The organism is Stenotrophomonas sp. SMYL8, from assembly GCF_036320065.1.
Classification (GTDB): Bacteria; Pseudomonadota; Gammaproteobacteria; order Xanthomonadales; family Xanthomonadaceae; genus Stenotrophomonas; species Stenotrophomonas maltophilia_A.
In genome coordinates this window covers 35,463-54,676 of record NZ_JAWIRR010000021.1, presented here as the reverse complement: position 1 = coordinate 54,676, position 19,214 = coordinate 35,463, and the positions used below count along the sequence as shown (strand labels likewise).

16 protein-coding genes are annotated in these 19,214 nt (G+C 69.1%); 1 reads left to right on the top strand and 15 read right to left on the bottom strand.

Annotated features, from left to right (window positions below):
- Positions 1-70: 70 nt before the first annotated feature.
- Complete coding sequence (mgtE, locus tag V3B25_RS15815) at positions 71-1,441, bottom strand: magnesium transporter (RefSeq protein WP_201117637.1); 1,371 nt, start codon at positions 1,439-1,441, stop codon at positions 71-73.
- A 344-nt stretch (positions 1,442-1,785) separates the two neighbouring features.
- Here mgtE and V3B25_RS15810 point away from each other — a divergent pair, with 344 nt between their 5' ends.
- The gene (locus V3B25_RS15810; RefSeq protein ID WP_071228580.1) at positions 1,786-3,564 is read left to right on the top strand and encodes a monovalent cation:proton antiporter-2 (CPA2) family protein; all 1,779 of its coding nucleotides are present in this window, start codon (positions 1,786-1,788) and stop codon (positions 3,562-3,564) included.
- Between the two features lie 74 nt (positions 3,565-3,638).
- On the opposite strand, the gene V3B25_RS15805 is transcribed toward V3B25_RS15810, so the two are convergent.
- The 14 genes from V3B25_RS15805 to V3B25_RS15740 form a co-directional block, all read right to left on the bottom strand.
- Positions 3,639-6,977, bottom strand: a complete 3,339-nt coding sequence (locus tag V3B25_RS15805) for an ankyrin repeat domain-containing protein (protein ID WP_329810970.1) — start codon at positions 6,975-6,977, stop codon at positions 3,639-3,641.
- Positions 6,970-7,230 (bottom strand): YcgL domain-containing protein, encoded by a 261-nt coding sequence (locus tag V3B25_RS15800; RefSeq protein WP_107431495.1) that lies wholly within the window; start codon positions 7,228-7,230, stop codon positions 6,970-6,972. The genes V3B25_RS15805 and V3B25_RS15800 overlap by 8 nt, the downstream gene beginning before the upstream one ends.
- Positions 7,231-7,390: 160 nt before the next feature.
- The gene (locus V3B25_RS15795; RefSeq protein ID WP_010482305.1) at positions 7,391-7,831 is read right to left on the bottom strand and encodes a hypothetical protein; all 441 of its coding nucleotides are present in this window, start codon (positions 7,829-7,831) and stop codon (positions 7,391-7,393) included.
- Between the two features lie 62 nt (positions 7,832-7,893).
- Positions 7,894-9,132: a beta-ketoacyl-ACP synthase gene (locus V3B25_RS15790; RefSeq protein ID WP_032129167.1), complete on the bottom strand. Its 1,239-nt coding sequence runs from the start codon at positions 9,130-9,132 to the stop codon at positions 7,894-7,896.
- Positions 9,132-9,863, bottom strand: coding sequence for a 3-ketoacyl-ACP reductase FabG2 (locus tag V3B25_RS15785; protein ID WP_329810968.1), 732 nt, complete (start codon positions 9,861-9,863; stop codon positions 9,132-9,134). The genes V3B25_RS15790 and V3B25_RS15785 overlap by 1 nt, the downstream gene beginning before the upstream one ends.
- Positions 9,860-10,315 carry a dehydratase gene (locus tag V3B25_RS15780; RefSeq protein WP_032129169.1) on the bottom strand — a complete coding sequence of 152 codons (456 nt, stop codon included), beginning with the start codon at positions 10,313-10,315 and terminating at the stop codon, positions 9,860-9,862. Before V3B25_RS15780 ends, V3B25_RS15785 begins: the two co-directional genes overlap by 4 nt.
- Entirely contained in the window at positions 10,312-11,496 is a 1,185-nt protein-coding gene (locus V3B25_RS15775; protein WP_012512463.1) for a beta-ketoacyl-ACP synthase, read from the bottom strand. The genes V3B25_RS15780 and V3B25_RS15775 overlap by 4 nt, the downstream gene beginning before the upstream one ends.
- Entirely contained in the window at positions 11,493-12,050 is a 558-nt protein-coding gene (locus tag V3B25_RS15770; RefSeq protein WP_329810967.1) for a DUF3261 domain-containing protein, read from the bottom strand. Before V3B25_RS15770 ends, V3B25_RS15775 begins: the two co-directional genes overlap by 4 nt.
- On the bottom strand, positions 12,038-13,288 hold the full coding sequence (locus V3B25_RS15765; protein WP_132811020.1) for an NAD(P)/FAD-dependent oxidoreductase: 1,251 nt from the start codon (positions 13,286-13,288) through the stop codon (positions 12,038-12,040). Before V3B25_RS15765 ends, V3B25_RS15770 begins: the two co-directional genes overlap by 13 nt.
- A gap of 52 nt (positions 13,289-13,340) precedes the next feature.
- Positions 13,341-15,716, bottom strand: coding sequence for a hypothetical protein (locus tag V3B25_RS15760; RefSeq protein ID WP_329810966.1), 2,376 nt, complete (start codon positions 15,714-15,716; stop codon positions 13,341-13,343).
- Positions 15,688-16,311, bottom strand: coding sequence for an outer membrane lipoprotein carrier protein LolA (locus V3B25_RS15755; protein ID WP_193391272.1), 624 nt, complete (start codon positions 16,309-16,311; stop codon positions 15,688-15,690). The genes V3B25_RS15760 and V3B25_RS15755 overlap by 29 nt, the downstream gene beginning before the upstream one ends.
- Positions 16,312-16,313: 2 nt before the next feature.
- Positions 16,314-16,745, bottom strand: a complete 432-nt coding sequence (locus V3B25_RS15750) for an acyl-CoA thioesterase (protein ID WP_049424196.1) — start codon at positions 16,743-16,745, stop codon at positions 16,314-16,316.
- The gene (locus V3B25_RS15745) at positions 16,732-18,282 is read right to left on the bottom strand and encodes an aromatic amino acid ammonia-lyase (protein WP_049424198.1); all 1,551 of its coding nucleotides are present in this window, start codon (positions 18,280-18,282) and stop codon (positions 16,732-16,734) included. Before V3B25_RS15745 ends, V3B25_RS15750 begins: the two co-directional genes overlap by 14 nt.
- The gene (locus V3B25_RS15740; protein ID WP_049424200.1) at positions 18,272-19,213 is read right to left on the bottom strand and encodes an acyltransferase; all 942 of its coding nucleotides are present in this window, start codon (positions 19,211-19,213) and stop codon (positions 18,272-18,274) included. Before V3B25_RS15740 ends, V3B25_RS15745 begins: the two co-directional genes overlap by 11 nt.
- Position 19,214 lies beyond the last annotated feature (1 nt).

Here is a 19,214-nt window from a genome sequence, read left to right as displayed (position 1 = left end):
TCCCCTCCGTCCCCTTTTTGTTCTGCGTGCCGACCAAGGTCGGCACCTGCCGGAGCACGATGGTTCCGACTTACAGCAGCGTGCCGTGCAGGATCATCGCGGCGATGCTGAAGTAGATCACCAGGCCGGTCACGTCCACCAGGGTGGCCACGAACGGGGCCGAGGCACTGGCCGGGTCGAAGCCGAGCCGCTTCAGGATGAACGGCAGCATCGAGCCGGACAGCGAGCCGAAGGTGACGATGCCGACCAGCGCCGCACCGATGGTGATCGCCAGCAGGATCCAGTGCTCGCCGTAGTCATGCAGGCCACCCAGCTGCCAGATCACGATTCGCACGATGGCCAGGCAGCCGAGGATCGCGCCCAGCACCATGCCGGTGGGCACTTCGCGCAGGGCCACCTTCCACCAGTCGCGCAGGCGCAGTTCGCGCAGCGCCAGGCTGCGGATCAGCAGCGAGGTGGCCTGCGAACCGGAGTTGCCGCCCGAACTCATGATCAGTGGGATGAACAGGGTCAGCACCACCGCACGCGCCAGTTCGTCCTCATAGTGCTGCATCGCGCTGGCGGTCAGCATCTCGCCCAGGAACAGCACGCTCAGCCAGCCAGCGCGCTTGCGCAGCATCTCGAAGAAGCCGATCTGCATGTACGGCTTGTCCAGCGCTTCCATGCCGCCGAACTTGTGCGCGTCCTCGGTGGATTCCTCGATCAGCGCATCCAGTACGTCGTCCACGGTGACGATGCCGAGCATCTGCTGCTGGTCGTCGACCACCGGGATCGCCAGCAGGTCGTGGCGACGGATCAGCCGTGCCACTTCTTCCTGGTCCATCAGTGCGTCCACCGTCACCGGTGGATTGACCTGGGCCACGTCCAGGATCGACTCCTCCGGGAGGCCGGTGATCAGCCGGCGCATGGTCACCACCTGCTGCAGCTGCTGGCTGGCCGGGTCCAGCACGTAGATCGCGTACACCGTTTCACGGGTGCGCTCGACCTGGCGGATGTGCTGCAGGGTCTGCGCCACGGTCCAGCTGGCGGGTACCGCCACGTACTCGGTGGTCATCAGCGCGCCGGCGGTGTTCGGCGGGTAGCTGAGCAGCTTCTGGATGGCCTGGCGGGCGTCGGTGCCCAGCAGCGGGATCAACCGGGCGCGTTCTTCCTCATCCAGCTCATGGACGATGTCGGTGGCGCGGTCGTCGGCCATCAAGCCGAGCAGGGCGGCAGCGCGCGCCGGCGGCAGCGCAGCCACCAGTTCGCCGCTGCGGTGCAGTTCCGGCGCTTCCAGCATTTTCACTGCACGCGGCAACGGCAGCGCAGCCAGCGTTTCCGCGGCGCGGGTCAGTTCCAGCGTGTTGAGGAATTCCACCGCATCGGCGGTGTTGAAATTCGCCAGCGGCGCGGCCAGTGCGGCGGCATCGGCCACCGGGCGCAGCAATTGCTTCTGGTTCATCGGGTTTGCCTTGTGGGGGTGCGACCTCGCGCAACGCCAACGCAGGCAAACCGTCCCGATGTCAGGCGGTGGCCATCGCTGGCGTCGAACGAGGTCGACTTCTACTGTCGCTGGACATGGGTTGGGGACTCCGGGATGCGTGTGCCGACGGACGCGCCGCCAGCGGCGGGCAGTCTGGACCCGTGGACCATGCAGGTCAACCCGGTCCCGCCGCGGCAGCACCCTGCCCGCAGGTTGTTCTCGTGCATGCACAGGCCGGCGCGCATAATGGCGCGGTGGTGTTCGCCACGCTTTTCCCAACCCGAACGGACGCACAGCGGCTCCCCCGATGACCAGGTATTCCCATGCATAGCGGTGGTCTGGAACTGGCGCTGGTGCTGCTGCTGGCAGCGGTCATCGCCGTGCCGGTGTTCAAGAAGTTCGGCTTCGGCGCGGTGCTGGGCTACCTGGCGGCCGGCGTGGTGCTGGGCCCGGACGGGCTCGGCTTCGTGCAGGACGCCGACCGCATCCTCGGCGCCGCCGAGATCGGCGTGGTGATGCTGCTGTTCGTGATCGGCCTGGAACTGTCGCCGGCACGCCTGAAGGTGATGCGGCGCTCGGTGTTCGGTGCCGGTGCGGCGCAGGTGGCGCTGTCCGGGCTGGTGCTGGGTGGCCTGCTGCTGCTCGACCATTTCCAATGGAAGAGCGCACTGGTGGTGGGCGTGGCACTGGCGCTGTCGTCCACCGCGGTCGGCCTGCAGCTGCTGTCAGAACACAAGGCGATCAACAGCGACCATGGCCGGCTCGGGTTCGCCATCCTGCTGTTCCAGGACCTGATCGCGATTCCGCTGCTGGCGGCCATCCCGCTGCTGGGCGGGGTAAAGAACGAGACCCTGCGCTGGGAAGACGCCGCCGTGGCCCTCGGCGCGCTGGCGGTGGTGATCCTGTGCGGGCGACCGGTGCTGCGCAAGGTGTTCGGCATCATCGCGCGTACCCGCAGCCCGGAAGTATTCACCGCCACCGCACTGCTGGTGGTGCTGGGCACCGCCTGGTTCATGCAGGAGGCCGGCCTCAGCCCCAGCCTGGGCGCGTTCCTGGCCGGCGTGCTGCTGTCCGATTCGGAGTTCCGGCACGAACTGGAAGCGCAGATCGAGCCGTTCAAGGGGCTGCTGCTGGGCCTGTTCTTCATTGCGGTGGGCATGGGCATCGACCTCGACCGCATCGTTGCCGAGCCGTGGCTGATCGCCGCCGGCGTGGCGATCCTGCTGGTGGTCAAATTCAGCCTGCTGTACGTGATCGGGCGCATCGCAAAGCTCAGTTCACGGCACTCGCTGCTACTGGGCAGCGTGCTGTGGCTGGGCGGCGAGTTCGCCTTCGTGGTGTTCAACGAAGCGCAGCGCGCGCACCTGCTGGGCAACGCCAACCATGACCGTCTGGTGGCGATCGTCGGCCTGTCGATGGCGATCACGCCACTGCTGATGATCGCGCTGCTCAAGCTGCTCGGCCAGGAGAAGGCAACGCCGCGCGAGGCAGCCGAGGCCGACAAGGTGGCGCCGGACAACCGGCCGAAGGTGCTGATCGCCGGCATGGGCCGCTTCGGCCAGGTCATCGCGCGCCTGCTGACCGCGCAGAAGGTGCCGTTCGTGGCACTGGAAGCGAACCCCGATACCGTGGCCGACCTGCGCCGCTTCGGCAACCAGCTGTACTACGGCGACCCGACCCGGCCGGAGATGCTGCGCGCGGCCGGCGGCGAGCACATCGATGTGTTCGTGATCACCGTGGACGACCCGGAGACCAACCTGCGCGCGGTGCGCATGGTGCGCCGGTTGTACCCGGACGCGAAGGTGCTGGCGCGCGCACGCAACCGCCAACATGCGTGGCGCCTGATGGACATGTCGGCCGAACCGTTCCGCGAAGTATTCGGCACCAGCCTGGAGATGAGCGGCCGCGTGCTGACCGCGCTGGGCGTGGCACCGGATGTGGCCGAGCGCCACGTGCAGCGCTTCCGCGAGCACGATGAGCAGCTGCTGCGCGACCAGTACCTGGTGTACGACGACGAGGCAGCGGTGATCCAGACCTCGCGCGACGCACGCAACGACCTGATGCACCTGTTCGAGGCCGACGCGGAAAGCGACGGCAAGTAGGCGTGCCGACCAACGGTCGGCACCCACCACAGATTGCGGTAGTGCCGGCCGCTGGCCGGCACCATTTCCAGGGATCAGCCGTTGTCGCGCAGGAACCGCGCCATCGACGAAACGCCCGGCACGCGCGGTTCGAACTCGCCGGCAACGTCGATGAAGCCACGCATCACCGCGATCTCGCGCGGGCTGCGGTTGAGGCTGTCGCGCACTTCCGGATCGGCACCGGCGCGCAGCAGGCGCTGCACCAGCAGCGGCAGCCCGTGCAGGGCCGCGAGGTGCAGCGGTCCGAAGCCGCGCGGATCACGCACCTCAAGGCTCACGTCTTCGTCCAGCAGGCGTTCCACCGCCGCCATCACCACCTGCTCGTCGCAGGCGGTACCCGGCTCGGCACGCGCACCCAGCAGCAGCAGCAGCGGCGTGACCGAACCGGCGGCGGCCTGGTCCGGTTCGGCACCGGCCAGCAGCAGGGTGTCGAGCAGGGCCAGCAAGCGCGAGCGGTCGCGGGCACTGAAACCGTACAGCGCGGCACAGTGCAGCGGGCCCAGCTGCTGCGCGTCACCGGCATGCACGTCGGCACCGGCGGTGAGCAGGCGCGCGACGATGTCCGGCAGGCCCAGCGCCGAGGCCAGCATCAGCACGGTCACGCCGCCCGGCAGGCGGTGTTCCAGCTTGGCGCCGGCGTCGAGCAGGGCCGAAACGATGTCCACCTGGCGCATGCTGACCGCCGCCGACAGCGGCGTCGCGCCACTGGCAGCGGCGTGCTGCGGATCGGCGCCGCGTGCCAGCAGCAGGTCGGTTACTGCCAGATGGCCACCACCGGCCGCACGCAGCAGCGCGGTGCAGCCCTGTGCGTCGACTGCGTCGACGGCAAATCCCAGATCGATCAGGCGGCGCACCGCATCGACGTCACCGGCCATCGCAGCGGCCGGCAGATCGGCCTCGCGCAGGGTGCGGCGCGGCAACGACCACACCCGCCAGTCGAGCCAGTCGGCCAGGTCACGGCGACCGATCGACAGCGCCACGCCCAGCGGCGTCTGGCCGTCGGCGGCGCGTGCTTCCGGCGAGGCACCGTGCTGCACCAGCAACTTCAGCGCGCCTTCGCGGGCCAATGCGGTGGCCAGATGCAATGCGGTCATGCCATGGCTGTCGCGCGCTTCACGATCGACGCCCGCCTTCAGCAGCGCCTGCTGCAGGCGCAGCCAGCCCAGGCGCACCGCCAGCGACAACGGCGGATCACCGGCCGGCGAAGCCGCGAACGGATCGGCGCCACGCTCCAGCAATTCCAGCGCCAGCTGTTCCAGGCCACGGGCGGCCTGGTCGTGCTGCGCACAGGCCGCCAGGAAGCGCGCCAGGCCACCGCGTCCGGCCGGCGACAAGCCACGCTGCAGCATGACCTGCAACGCCGGCACCGCGTCGATTCCGCGCGACAGCAACGCGAACATCGGCGTATCGGAACAGGCGTCGCGCACGTAGGGATCGGCGCCGTGGCCCAGCAGCCAATCCACCGCGCGCGGCTCCAGCGCCAGCTCGGGGTCGAGCAGCAGGCCGCCCAGTTCTTCCGGCTGGCACAGCTTGGCCAGCGCGGCCATGCCTTCGGTGTTGCCGAAGCCCAGCGCTTCGCGCAGCAGGGTCAGCGGCGGGCGGTCCGGCAGCAGGCCGCTGGCACTGGCGGCTTCGCCACGCTCGGCCAGGCCGTCACTGACCGCGGCCGGCAATGGATAGGACGGATCCAGCAGCGCGACAATCGCCCAGCGTCCGGCTTCGGCAGCGTAGTCCACTGCACGGCGACCGACCGGATCGGTCGCGTCGGCGGCAATGCCCAGCTCCACCAGGCGCTTGACCAGCAATGGCGAGACATCCTCTGCCATCACCGCCAGCTGCACTGCGTTGCGCCCTTCGCCGTCGACGGCAACCAGGTCCGGCTTGTGCGGCAGCAAGTGTTCGACCACCGCGGCACGCCCGGCACGGGCGGCTTCCAGCCAGGGCGTACGCCCCAGTGCATCGCGTGCCTCCAGGTTGGCACCGGCGGCCAGCAGCACGCCGATGATCTCGACGTGGCCGGCCAGCGCCGCCTCGTGCAGCGCGCTGCGGCGCTGGCGATCACGCGCGTCGGCACGCGCCTTGTGCTTGAGCAGCAGCTGCACGCCAGCCGGATCGTCGTCTTCGGTGGCGGCGGCGGCCAGCAGCACCGGGGTGCCCTCTGCCGGTTCGCTGCGCGCACCGCGTTCGAGCAGGAAGCGGGCCAGGCGCCAGTTGCCGACCTGGCAGGCCACGGCCAGCGGCGACCAGCCCTCGTTGTTCAGCGCGTCGACCTCGGCGGCGGCATCGCGCAGCAGCGCGGCCACGCCCGGGTCGGAACTGCGCGCGGCATGGTGCAGCGGGGTGTTGCCATCGCTGTCGATGGCACGCGAATCGGCACCGTTGGCGAGCAGGGTCATCACCGCTTCGGGACGGCCGTGCCAGCTGTCGCGGGTGGCGGCCAGCAGCGGGGTCATGCCCCGGTGCGGCGCATTCACATCGACGCCGCGGGCGATCAGTTCGCGCAGCAGGCGCAGGTCCGGCAGCACCGCCGCCAGCACCGCCAGGCTGCGCTGGTCGCGCCAGTTCGGGTCCGGCAGCGCATACGGATCGGCACCGGCCTGCAGCAGCTGCAGGCCCCGGTCGATGCGGCCATGGCGGGCGGCTTCATACAGGGCCGGGGTCAGCTCCTGCGGCGCCATCGCCTCCAGCGGCGCGGTTTCGGCCGCAGCGGCGAACAACGGTTCGTGCTCGTTGCCGGCGCTGGCCAACGGGCTCGCGCGCAGCGACACCAAGGGTGCCGGCGCCACCCGCTGCAGCAGCAGGTGCAGTACGGGAGACAGCAGCACCACCGCCAGCGCGGCGGGCCAGCGCGCGCCTTCCGGCAACAGGCCCGGCCAGGCCGGCAGCACCACCAGCGCGGCCAGCGCGATCACCAGCGCGGCGACACCGAGACCGCGCCAGGCGGTCAGGTCGCGTCCGGCCAGCGCCTGCCAATGCTGGGCGAGATTGCCATCCAGGCGTTCGACATCGTTCCACAGCGGCCAGGTGCGCCAGGCCGCCAGCAGGCCGGCACTGACCAGCACGCTCAGGCCCAGCACCGCGGCCAGGCTGCCGCTGTCACGCAGCGCCGCCAGCGGCCAGGCCAGCAGCAGCGCCAGCAACAGCGGCGCTGCCGTCCACAACGCCAGCAGCGCCGGCAGGTCCTGGCGCGCGACGATCTTCAGCGGCAGCAGCGCGCGGCTGCGACGCCACCACGACACACCCAGCGCGAACGCCGGCTGCGCCAGTGCCGCAAGGATGGCGCCTGGAACGCCGCCCACAGCGGCGCCAAGCGCCAGCACGGCGCCTACGGCGAAGGCGATCGACAGGGCGCGCGGACGGGACGTGTCAGTCATAGTGGCGCGGCATCAGGCTGGCCACCGATGGCGGCACCTGCAGGTAGAACCCGCGCTCGCTCATTTCGCTGCGGACCTTGTCCGGATCGGCCTGGGCCAGGCGGCGCTGGGCATCCAGGGCCACGTCCAGGACGAAGGCGAGCGTCCCCAGCGAGGTGAGCAGCGGCGCAGGCAGCGCGCTGAAATCATCGCGACGGGGAACGTAGACGTAGGTGTCCGGCTTGAGTTGGCTTTTATAGACGTAGGCGTGCATGTCCGCGGGACGATAACCCGGGAAGAGCCATGATTGTGTCGGAAAGCCGACACCGGGGAAAGCCGTCAGCCGACGATGGCGGCGTGATCGGCGGCGTTTCCCCGGCGGGATTCAGCAATGTGGCGGCGGCGTTCAGCCAACGCCGCCGCCACACGGGCGCTTACTTGACCTTGGCGTAGGTGCCCTTCAGCGCGACACCGGCGAGGATCGCACCGGCATAGCATTCGTAGTTGGTGCTGCTCTTGAACTCGTTCTTCTTGTAGTAGCTGACGATGTCGACCACGGCGTTGGCGCCGCGCGACTTGGCACCGTCCTGCAGCGCGCGCAGCGCCGACAGCGCGACCCAGCGGCAGGCCTCGGCATCGCTCTTGTTGGCGGCGTTGGTCTTCTTGTTGGTCACGTCTTCGCCCAGGCGCTGCTGCACGCTGACCGGCTGGCCGGCCAGGTAGAAGCGGACGCTGCCGTCGATGCCGGCGTCCTTGGCAGCCTGCGAACTGACCAGTTCCTGCAGGGACTGCTCCACGCGGGTATCGCGGGCAGAAGCGGTGGAGGCCAGGGCCAGCAGTGCGGTGGCCGTGGCGATCATCAGGGTGCGGCGCATCGGAACATCTCCTTGTCGAGGGTGCGGGTAAGTTGCGGGAACAGCGGCGGTGGGGCGGTGGATCACTCGCGCCAGCGGCGGAACACCAGCGAGGTGTTGATGCCGCCGAAGGCGAAGTTGTTGCTCATCACGTACTCGGCCTGCAGTTCGCGGCCTTGGCCGGTGATGAAGTCGAGCTGGCCACAGCGTGGATCGACCTCGGCCAGGTTCAGGGTGGGCGCGAACCAGCCGGCGCGCATCATCTCGATGCTCATCCAGGCCTCGAACGCACCGCAGGCACCCAGCATGTGGCCGACGTAGCTCTTCAGCGAGCTGATCGGCATGCGGCTGCCGAACACCTGCGCGGTGGCCTGGGTCTCGGCGATGTCGCCGTGATCGGTGGCGGTGCCGTGGGCGTTGACGTAGTCGATCTGTGCCGCGTCCAGGCCGGCATCCTCCAGCGCCAGGCGCATGGCCTGGGCCATGGTGTCGGCACTGGGCTGGGTGACGTGCTGGCCATCGCTGTTGGTGCCGTAGCCGACCACCTCGGCAAGGATGGTGGCGCCACGTGCCTGCGCGTGCTCCAGGTCTTCCAGGATCAGCGTACAGGCACCCTCGCCCAGCACCAGGCCATCGCGGCCGGCATCGAACGGGCGCGGCGTGGTCTGCGGCGCATCATTGCGCACGCTGGTGGCGAACAGGGTGTCGAACACTGCCGCGGCAGTGGCATCGAGCTGCTCGGCACCGCCAGCCACCATCACCGTCTGCTTGCCGCTGCGGATCGCTTCGTAGGCCGCGCCCACGCCCTGGCTGCCCGAGGTGCAGGCACTGGAGGTGGTGTAGACGCGCCCGGACAAACCAAAGAACACACCGATGTTGACCGGCGCGGTGTGGCTCATCATCTTCAGGTAGGTGGTGGCACTGATGCCGTCGGTGGTGAATTCGTTGAGCATGCGGCCGAATTCACCGGTGGCCTCGTGGCTGCCCGAGGACGAGCCGTAGGCCACGCCGGTGCGGCCACTGCGCAGCACCGGGTGCTCGTGCAGGCCAGCCTCGCGCAGTGCCACCTCGGTGGCGCGCACCGACATGATTGCGACCTTGCCCATCGAGCGGGTGGTCTTGCGGTTGTAGTTCGGCGGCAGCTCGAAGTCCTGCGCCGGCGCGGCCAGCTTGGTGTTCAGGCCAGCGTAGACATCCCATTCGGGCATCGTGCGCACGGCATTGCGGCAGCTGCGCAGGTGCGCTTCGATGGTGGGCCAGTCGTGGCCGAGCGGACTGATGGCGGCCGCACCGGTGACCACCACGCGACGATCGGCAGCCATCAGAGCATGCCTCCGTTCACCGAGATCACCTGGCGGGTGATGTAGCCGGCCGGCTCGGACAGCAGGAACGCCACCGTGGCCGCCACTTCGTCGGGATGACCGACGCGGCCGGCGGGAATCAGCTTGAGCGCGTGTTCGATCACTTCATCGTTGAGCATTTCGGTCTCGATCAGGCCCGGGGCCACGCAGTTGACGGTGATCTGGCGGCTGGCCAGTTCCAGTGCCAGCGCCTTGGTGGCACCGATGATGCCGGCCTTGGCGGCACTGTAGTTGACCTGGCCGCGGTTGCCGGCCAGCCCGGACACCGACGACAGGGTGACGATGCGGCCCGGCTTGCGCCGCCGCACCATCGGCATGATCAGCGGATGCAGCACGTTGTAGAAGCCATCCAGGTTGGTGTGGATGACCTGGTCCCAATCCTCCGCCGACAGTGCCGGGAAGGCGCCATCACGGGCGATGCCGGCATTGCAGACCACGCCGTAGTACGCGCCGTGCGCTTCGACATCGGCCTCCAGCGCGGCGCGTGCGGCCTCGCGGTCGGCTACGTCGAACGCCAGCACGCGGGCCTGCTGGCCCAAGGCCTGGATCTCGGCCATCACGGCCTGTGCCTCTTCCACGCGGCTGCGGCAATGCACCACCACGTCGAAGCCGTCGCGCGCGATGCGCAGCGCGATGGCCCGGCCGATACCCCGGCTGGCGCCGGTCACCAGCACGCTTCGATTCCCTGTCATGCCTGTCCACTCTCCAGATAGGCCATCGCGTCGGCCGGTTCGAACACCGACACGTTGGCTGTCGCCCATTCGTCCTCGCCCGCCAGGATGCGGCAGGCGAACATCCCCAATCCATTGTCACCCAACAGCTCGCAGCGCGCCTGTACGCGCAGCCGCGAACCGCTGGGGAAGCTGCTGCGCGCGCTGCTGTAGCGGCGGCTGCCGAGCAGGAAGCCCAGCTGCGGCGGCTTGCCGGCCGCACGCGCGCGGCAGCCGGCCCAGGCCGCGATGGCCTGCGCCATGTATTCGATGCCGACCCACGCCGGCACTTCGCCGTTCTCCACGAACAGGCCGGATTCGGGCACCACCAGTTCAGCCTCGAGGGTGTCCTGGTCCCACTGCGTGATGCGCTCCAGCAGGCACATGTCCTGGCGGTGCGGCACCACGTCCTCGATCGCGTACAGCGTGTTCATCGACGCTCCAGTGCCAGCACGGCATTGCTGCCGCCGAAGGCGAACGAATTGCTCAGCACCCGCCGCGGCGCCTGCGCCAGGCAGGAGCCCGGCGCGACCAGCGGCAGCACCGGCAGTGCGGGGTCGGGCACGCCGTCCCACCAGTGCGGCGGCAGCTGCTGCTGTGGGTTCTCGGCCAGCAGGATCCAGCACAGCGCCGCCTCGATCGCGCCCGAGGCACCCAGCGTATGGCCGGTCAGCGGCTTGGTCGAACTGGCCGGCACGCCATTGCCCAGCACCTGCGAGACCGCCAGGCTTTCCATCGCATCGTTGTGCCCGGTGGCGGTGCCATGCAGGTTCACGTAATCCACTTCGTCGGCGCCCCAGCCGGCGCGCAGCAGCGCCTGCTGGAGGGCGTCGATGGCCCCCATCCCCTGCGGATCGGGGGCGGACATGTGATGGGCATCGGCCGATTCGCCCCACCCGGCCAGGCACACCGGACCCGGCTCGCGGGTAAGCAGGAACAGCGCGGCGCCCTCGCCGATGTTGATGCCGGCGCGGTGCTGCGAGAACGGATTGCAGCGCAGTGCCGACACCGATTCCAACGCGCTGAAGCCGGCCACGGTGAAGCGGCACAGCGAATCGGCACCGCCGGCAATCACTGCATCGACGATGCCGGCGCGCAGCATGCGCGCGGCCGACATCAGCGCCTTGGCGCTGGACGAGCAGGCGGTGGACAGGGTCCATGCCGGCCCCTGTGCACCACTGCGCTGGCGCACGAACTGCGCGGCGGTGCCCATTTCCTGCTGGGCGTAATCGAAGCCCTGCGGCCACTGGCCCTGTTCGGCGTGGGTGCGCAGGGCCTGCTCGGATTCACCAATGCCCGAGGTGCTGGTGCCCAGCACCACCGCCACACGCTCGGCACCATGGCGGGCGATCGCGGCGGCCACCGCTGGTGCGATCTGCGCCAGTGCCACGTCCAGCAGGGCGTTGTTGCGCCCGCGCAGGGCCACCGGCAGGTCCTCCAGCGCCGGCAGCGGCGTGCGCACCTCTCCCAGCGCCAGGGTGCGCCCCGGCAGCAGGCTGTCGTTGTCGCTGAGCCCGCCCGGCACATCGGCGAACATCGCCGACGCGACCGCGGCGCGGCCATCGCCGAGCGCGCAGACCACGCCCAGGTCGTTCAGGTAGATCGGTGCACTCATCGGTCCTGCCCGGCCATGTCGATCGATTCGATGCGCAGCGCATAGCCTTCGGCGCGGTTGTCCAGCTGCACGCTGCCATCGTCCAGGCGCTGCAGCTGCAGCCACACCGTGCCGTCACGCGACAGGCGGCGCTGGTGGCCGTCGTCGCTGACCTGCCAACCGGCCGGCAGCGCGGCGGCAATGGCCGCGGTCGGCCACAGCGCGAACTGCAGGTCATCCAGCACACGCTCGGCACGTACCTGCGGCGGCAGCCACGGTGCGCGCTGCTGGGTCAGCTGCTGGCCGTCCCACTGCAGGCGCACGCCGGTCTGGCCCATCGCCTGCACCGCCAGCTGCACCTGCTGCGCATCGGCTTCCAGCAGAGCATCCAGGTCGCGCTCATGCGTACCGAAACGGAAATGCAGCTGCTGCTGCAATGCCAGCGGCGCCGGCAGGCTGGCCGGCGACAGGCGCAGCGGCGGCAGTTCCACCAATGGCTTTGGCGTGCGGCCGGCACAGGCGGCCAGCAGCAGGCACAGCAGCACGGCCGCGGTACGGGCGATCAGGCGCTGCACAGCTGCTCCAGCACGCGCATGCGGCGGCCGCTTTCGTCGGCCACATACGGGTTGTTGGTGTCCCAGGCGTAGCCGGCCAGGATGGAACTGATCATGTCGCGTACTTCGGGCTGCTGCTGCGGGTGGTAGATGATCTTCTGGAAGCCGCCCTCGTACCAGCTTTCAACGAAGCGGCGGAAGGTCTTCACGCCGGCACGCAGCGGGATCGAGAATTCAGCTTCCCAGTCGACGGTTTCACCGGCATAGCGGCGCGCCAGGCATTCGCTGGCCAGCTGCGCGGACTTGAAGGCGATGGTGACGCCGGAGGAGAACACCGGGTCAAGGAACTCGCCGGCATTGCCCAGCAGGGCGTAGCCCGGGCCCCACAACGAGCTGACATTGGCCGAGTAACCGGTGATGCGACGCACCGGCAGCACCGCCCATTCGGCGTTGGCCAGCAGCCGGGTCAGGTTGGGGTCCTCGCCAACGATGGCCTGCAGCTTCTGCAGGTCGTCGCCTTCGTAGCGTTCGAAGAACGATGGCTCGGCGACCACGCCCAGCGAGCAGCAGCCGTTGGAGAACGGGATCGTCCAGTACCAGACGTCGATGTGCTCGGGATGGGTGGTGATCAGGATCTTGTTGCGATCGAAGTCCGCTTCGGCCGGAATGTTGTCGCGCACGTGGCAGAAGATCGCGCCGCGCACCGGGAAGTTGGACGGCGATTCCAGCTGCAGCAGGCGCGGCAGCAGGCGTGCGAAACCGGATGCATCGAGGATGAAATCGGCTTCGATGCGGTACTCGCTGCCGTCCGGACGGCGCACGGTCACCGCCGGCTGCTCGCCCGGCTCGACCGCAAGCACTTCATCGCCGAAGCGCAGCGTGGTGCCCATGCGCTCGGCACCGCGCGCCAGCACGTTGTCGAAGTCGGCGCGCTGCACCTGGTAGGTGGTGCCCCAGCCTGGCGAGAACTTCTTCCTGAAGTCGAACGCGGTGCGCGCCTCGCCATGCACGAAGGCGGCGCCGTTCTTGTGCTGGAAGCCCGCTTCGACCACGTCCTGCAGCAGCCCGGCTGCTTCGATGTACTCCATGCTCTGCGGCAGCAGGCTTTCGCCGATGGAGAAGCGCGGGAACTGCTGGCGCTCCAGCATCAGCACCTGTCGGCCCTGCTGGCGCAGCATCGCCGCGGCCACGGAGCCGGCCGGGCCTGCGCCGATGATCAGGATTTCAGTGCGTTCGACAGCATCCACAGCAGTACTCATCGGGGCGTCCTTGTTGCTCGATCAGGGGAAAGAAGAAAAGCGGAAGGCGGACTCAGGCCGGCGGCAGGTCATGCGGTGGCGGCCGGAACAGTGGCGAGATCAGCCAGACCAGGCCGATGCCGAACAGCAGGGTCAGGCCGAACGCGCGCAGCGCCGGGGTCTGCGACAGGCCCAGCAGGCCGAACGACAGCCAGGTGCTGGCCGCACCCACGCAGACCGCCAGCCATGCGCTGGCATCGCCACGGTGTTCGATCAGGAAGATGCCGTAGTCGATGCCCATGCCCAGCAGCAGCATCAGTGCCAGCACGTTGAACAGCTGCAGCGGCTGGCCGAACAGACCCAGCAGGCCCAGGGTCAAGGCACCGGCAATCAGGGTCGGCGCGAACACGCGCCAGGCCTGGCGGCGGTAGCGCAGCCACAGCGCGCCGAACACCAGCACGATGCCGACCAGCAGCAGCCCACCCATCAGCTTGCGGTAGTGGCCCAGCAGCGTGGAGAAGTCGGCGGTGCGGTCTACCCAGCGCACACCCGGCAGGCCTTCGGCCGCACCCTGCAGGGTGGCCAGCGCATCGGCGCGCGACAGGTCATCGACCATCACCACGCTGATCATCTGCCCACCGACCTCGCCCACCCACAGATGACGGAACGGCTGCGAGGCCGGCGAGGCCAGGAAGGCTTCGGCGCTGAGCGGCGCTGCCGCGAACTGCGGTCGCTGCAGCGGTTCGCCCACGGCCTCGGACACGGCCGACAGCACGCCGGGTTCCACCCTCGCGGTCAGCGCGGCATCGGCCTGCTGGCGCGACGGCGACGGCAGCCAATCGCTGATCGCGCGATAGCCACCAATGCGCTTGTCGTTGGCCAATACACGCAGGCGTTCGGTCAGCGCTTCTTCGCGCTGCAGCAGCTGCGCGGCATCGGCACCCTGCACCAGGTAGAACTGCGCCGGGCTGGGCATGCCCAGCAACTGGCTCAGGCGGATCTGCTGCGCCATCAATGCCGGCGGCGACGACTGCAGGCTGCGCAGGTCGTCGTTGCTCTGCAGGCGCGCGATGCCGACGGCAGACAGTGCCAACGTGATCACCACGAACATCGTCACCGCGCGGCGGCCATGCAGGCGCGGGAAACGCTCCAGCGTGTTGCCCAGCCACTGCGAGAAGCGGGTCTGGCGGATCTCGCCACCATCCAGCCACGGGAACCAGAAGATCACCGTGAGGAAGGCGGCAGCCAGGCCGACCACTGAGAACAGCGCCATCTGGCGCAGGCCCGGGAACGGGGCCAGGCCCAATGCCAGGTAGGCCAGCGCACTGGTCAGCAGGGCCAGCCACAGGCCAGGCAGCAGATGCCGCAACAGTTTCCAGCGACGATCGGCCGGCTCGGCCTGGCGCGAGGCGAACCAGTGAATGCCGTAGTCCTCGGCCACGCCCACCAGCGATGCACCGAACACCAGGGTCAGCACGTGCACCTTGCCGAACACCAGCACGGTCACCGCCAGCGCCACGCCACAACCGATCAGCAGTGAGGCGGCGACCAGCAGGATCGGCCGCAGCGAGCGGAATGCCAGCCACACCAGCAGCAGCACCGCCACCAGCGAACCCCAACCGATGGTGTTGATCTCCTGGTTGGCCTGCACCGCGGCGGCCTCGGCATGCAGCGGCACGCCGGCGTGCAGGATTTCCAGCTCGGGCGCCGCCGCCCTGGCGGCCTGCCCGGCGCGCTCCAGCAGGCCATCGAGATGGCGCTCACCATCGAGCTGGAACGCCGAACCCGGCGTGTCGAACTGCAGCGCGGCCCAATGCTTGCCTTCGGCCTCGAGCAGGCCGTCGTCCCCCAGCCGCAATCCTGCACCCTGTGCCTGCTGCTGCCACCATTGCGGCCACAGCGACAACGGGTCTTGCCGCCAGTCGGTCAGGCGCGGCGCGCCCATCGGGCCGTACAGCGCAGCCAAGGCCTGCTCGGCCAGCGCGCCCGGCTCGCTGCCCTGCAGCTGCTCGCGCTGGGCCGGGGTCAGCAGGCGGTCACGGTACGGCGCGTAGAACGCGCGCGCTTCATCGAACCAGCCTTCAATCGAGCCGCTGGGCACCAGCAGGGCGCGATCGGCGTCCTTGGCCATGGCTGCGGCAAAAGCCGCCTGCGCACGCTTGGCGGCAGCGCCGTCCTTGCTGCCCATCAGCACCACCACCTGCCGCGAGCTGCCATCGGCAATGCGCCGGGTGACATCGCTCAACAGGCGGTCGTGTGCATCCTGCGGCAGCAGGGCGAGGATGTCGGTGTCGATCCGCGATTGCTGGCTCCACAGGCGCCACTGCTGCGCGCCCATTACCAGCAGCACCAGCAGCCAGGCGATGCCCAGCCAGTGCCACCAGCGCCGCAACCGGTCCGGTGCGTTCGATGCCGCGGCCTCACTCAAAGCGGCGGGCCTCGTCGGCATTGAGCGTGGCCGGCGTCTCGCTCAACGCGCTGAACTGGATCTGCGTGCGGTCCTTGTTGGCCTCCACGATCTCGACCTGGCGCACGTAGCGGTCGCCCTGCAGGGTCAGCGATTCGAAAGCCTTGGCCAGCATCGCCGACTTCGGCGTCAGGCGCAGCCGCCAGCCTTGTCCTTCACGGCTGGCCGTCACGTTGAACTGGCTGGACAGCGCCTGCACGTCGCCACTCATCAGCGCGAACATGATCGCGTTCACCGAACGCATCGCCGGTTGCTGCCGTGCATCCAGCTCGACGCGGGTGCTGCCATCGCGCTGGCGGCTGAGGATGCGGTCGGCGGTGACCACCACCTCGGAGGGGAACGGCTTGAGCGTGGACCAGATCACGCCGTGCTGGCGCGCGACCACGAACCGGCCCTGCGAGCGCAACGGGTTCTTGAAGCCGCTGACCTGCTTTTCCTGGCTGAACTGGCCGCGCAGCACGTCCGGCCGCGCCACCGCGTGGGTGATCGCATCGATGGCGGGGTCGGCCGCCTGCACCTGCGGTGCGGCAACGAACATCAGCGCGCACAGCAGCACGCTCGGAAGACGGGCAAGCATGTTCACGGCGCAGGCACTCCCAGGCGTTCCCACAGTACCGGCGGGCACTGGTACAGCATTTCCTTGCTGGCCGCGTCCACCGCGACCTGGATGGTCATCGCGCGGGTCAGCACCTGGCCGCTCTGCGCATCGACGATTTCGTACTCGATCTTCAGCCGGTTCTCCCATTCCACGATGCGCGCGATCACGCGCAGCGCCTGGTTGAACAGCAGCGGGCGCACGTACTTCACCCGGGCATCGACCACCGGCCACAGGTAGCCCGATTCGAGCATCTGCGGGTAATCGTAGTCGTAGCGCCCGAGCAGCGCACAGCGCGCGATCTCGAAGTACTTGAAGTAGTTGCCATGCCAGACCACGTTCATCGGATCGCAGTCATGGAAGGCGGGGCTCAGCGCAATCTCGCCGACCCGTTCGATGGCCTCATTCACCGGCATACAGCTCCCAACGTTGCGCGCGGATCTCCACCAGCAGTTCCCGCAGTTCGCGATCCAGCGCGCGGTCTTCTTCAACCAGGGCGATGCGCTGCCCGAGGTCGGCGTACATGTCGGCCAGACTGCCATGCAGCTGCGCGTTCAGGCCAACCCGTTCGCGCAGCGCCAGGCCCTGGCGGGCGGCGATCAGCATCGCGGCCACCACCTGTTCAGTCAGCTCGATCACGCGCAGGCAGTCGCGCGCGGCGATGGTGCCCATGCTGACCTTGTCCTGGTTGTGGCACTCGGTGGAACGCGAGAACACACTGGCCGGCATGGTCTGCTTGAGCGCTTCGGCAGTCCAGGCCGAAACACTGATCTGCAGCGCCTTCAGGCCATGGTTGATGGCTGCGCGCGGGCCGGTGGCCGCCGACAGGTTGGCCGGCAGGCCGTGGTTGTAGCGGGCATCAACCACCAGTGCCAGCTGCCGGTCGAGCAGATCGGCAACGTTGGCCACGGTGTTCTTCAGGGTGTCCATCGCCAGCGCGATGTGGCCGCCGTAGAAGTGGCCGCCGTGCAGGATACGCTCGCCGTCGGCATCGATCAGCGGGTTGTCGTTGGCGCTGTTCAGCTCGGTTTCGATCAGCTGGCGCAGGAACGGCAGGCTGTCCTCCAGCACGCCGATCACGTGCGGTGCGCAGCGCAGCGAATAGCGGTCCTGCAGGCGCTGTTCATTGCGCGGCGGACGCTCGCTGTGCAGGTCGCTGCGCAGGCGCGCGGCGATGCGGCCCTGGCCCGGGTGCGGCTTGGCGGCGAACAGGGTTTCGTCGAAGTGATGCGCGTTGCCGTCGCTGGCCAGCACGTTGAACGCGGTCAGCCGCGTGGCCATGCGCGCCAGGTAATCGGCACGCTGCCAGGCCAGGCAGGCCAGGCCGGTCATCACGGCGGTACCGTTCATGATCGCCAGGCCTTCCTTCGGCCGCAGCTTCAGCGGGGTCATGCCGATCTTCGCCAGCACATCCGCCGCCGGCTGCACGCGGCCGTCGTGCAGCACCTCGCGCTCGCCGCACAGCACCGCGGCCACGTACGACAGCGGGGTCAGGTCGCCACTGGCACCGACCGAGCCTTCGGCCGGAATCATCGGCAGTACATCGTGCTGCAGCAGCCTGGCCAGGCCTTCCAGCAGCGGCACACTGACACCGGACATGCCGCGCACCAGCGACGCCAGGCGCGCGGCCAGTACCGCACGGGTCTCGACCGGGTCCAGGTAACGGCCCAGGCCACAGCCGTGGTAGGTGTACAGGTGGTGCGGCAGCTCAGCCACCAGCGCCGGCGGGATGTTCACCGTGCACGAGTCACCGTAGCCGGTGGTCACGCCGTAGATCACGCCGTCCTCGCGCAGCAGGCGGTCGAGGAAATCGGCACCGCGCTGGATGTGCGCGCGGAACGCCGGCGCGTCGCTCAGTGCGGCCTCGCACTGGCGCTGGGCCAGAGCAACCACGTCTTCAATGGTCAACGGTGCATCGCCAAAGCGGCACACGGGTACGGCGTCAGTCGTCATGCGGAGCCTGATCCCAGAAGGGGAAGAAGTTGAACCAGTCCAACGGGGACTGGATGACCTGGAGTTCCAGCCAGCGCGCGAAGCGCTGTGCCTGTTCGGCCAGTGCGGCATCGCGCGAGCCACGCGGCAGCACGATGCGTTCGGCGAACTGTTCAAACGCAACGCGATAACCCTCGCCCTGGTGCAGGCAGGCCATCGTGTAGACCGGGCAGCCCAGCGCGGCGGCGAGCACATAGGCGCCGATCGGGAACGGCGCGCGGTGGCCAAGGAAATCGGCGGTGACGCTGCGGCCGCCCTGCACCGGCGTGCGGTCGCCGACGATGGCGACGAAGCCACCGGCCGCCACGCGCTCGGCCAGCATCACTGCCGTGGCCGGGCCCATTTCGGTTACCTGCACCAGCTCCACCGCCGCCAGCGGGTCCAGCCGCTGCAGCAGGCGGTTGAAGCGCTGCGCATGCGCGGTGTGCACCAGCACGGTGATGCGGAACCCCGGCACCTGTTCGGCCAGTACCTGGCACAGCTCCAGGCAGCCGATGTGCGCGGTGAGGATCAGCCCGCCTTCGCGGCGCGCGATCTTCTCCAGCACCAGGTCGCGATGCAGGTGGATGCGTTCGGCCGGATAGCGCCCGCCCAGGCCGAGGATCTTGTCCAGCATCGTATCGGCGAAGGCGAAGAAATGGCGCAGGCTGTCACCCCGGGTCGGCGTGCGGCCGAGCACGCCGCTGTATGCCTGCAGCCGCTGCAGGTACTGCATCGAGGCCTGGCGGCCGACGCGGTTGCCCAGCCAATGGCAGGCCACCACCGGCCACACGCACAGGCGGAACGGCCAGCGCCCGAACCAGCGGTGCACCCAGCACAGGAACAGCACGCCGGCCACCGAGGTGGATTCGCCGATGTCGGCCCAGTGCGGGGCCCCCTGCGCGGCCGCCATC

Excerpts from the sequence above, each read along its gene's own strand:
- mgtE (WP_201117637.1), bottom strand. The coding sequence starts at position 1,441 with ATGAACCAGAAGCAATTGCTGCGCCCGGTGGCCGATGCCGCCGCACTG.
- V3B25_RS15810 (WP_071228580.1), top strand. The coding sequence starts at position 1,786 with ATGCATAGCGGTGGTCTGGAACTGGCGCTGGTGCTGCTGCTGGCAGCG.
- V3B25_RS15805 (WP_329810970.1), bottom strand. The coding sequence starts at position 6,977 with ATGACTGACACGTCCCGTCCGCGCGCCCTGTCGATCGCCTTCGCCGTA.
- V3B25_RS15800 (WP_107431495.1), bottom strand. The coding sequence starts at position 7,230 with ATGCACGCCTACGTCTATAAAAGCCAACTCAAGCCGGACACCTACGTC.
- V3B25_RS15795 (WP_010482305.1), bottom strand. The coding sequence starts at position 7,831 with ATGCGCCGCACCCTGATGATCGCCACGGCCACCGCACTGCTGGCCCTG.
- V3B25_RS15790 (WP_032129167.1), bottom strand. The coding sequence starts at position 9,132 with ATGGCTGCCGATCGTCGCGTGGTGGTCACCGGTGCGGCCGCCATCAGT.
- V3B25_RS15785 (WP_329810968.1), bottom strand. The coding sequence starts at position 9,863 with ATGACAGGGAATCGAAGCGTGCTGGTGACCGGCGCCAGCCGGGGTATC.
- V3B25_RS15780 (WP_032129169.1), bottom strand. The coding sequence starts at position 10,315 with ATGAACACGCTGTACGCGATCGAGGACGTGGTGCCGCACCGCCAGGAC.
- V3B25_RS15775 (WP_012512463.1), bottom strand. The coding sequence starts at position 11,496 with ATGAGTGCACCGATCTACCTGAACGACCTGGGCGTGGTCTGCGCGCTC.
- V3B25_RS15765 (WP_132811020.1), bottom strand. The coding sequence starts at position 13,288 with ATGAGTACTGCTGTGGATGCTGTCGAACGCACTGAAATCCTGATCATC.
- V3B25_RS15760 (WP_329810966.1), bottom strand. The coding sequence starts at position 15,716 with ATGCCGACGAGGCCCGCCGCTTTGAGTGAGGCCGCGGCATCGAACGCA.
- V3B25_RS15755 (WP_193391272.1), bottom strand. The coding sequence starts at position 16,311 with ATGCTTGCCCGTCTTCCGAGCGTGCTGCTGTGCGCGCTGATGTTCGTT.
- V3B25_RS15750 (WP_049424196.1), bottom strand. The coding sequence starts at position 16,745 with ATGCCGGTGAATGAGGCCATCGAACGGGTCGGCGAGATTGCGCTGAGC.
- V3B25_RS15745 (WP_049424198.1), bottom strand. The coding sequence starts at position 18,282 with ATGACGACTGACGCCGTACCCGTGTGCCGCTTTGGCGATGCACCGTTG.
- V3B25_RS15740 (WP_049424200.1), bottom strand. The coding sequence starts at position 19,213 with ATGGCGGCCGCGCAGGGGGCCCCGCACTGGGCCGACATCGGCGAATCC.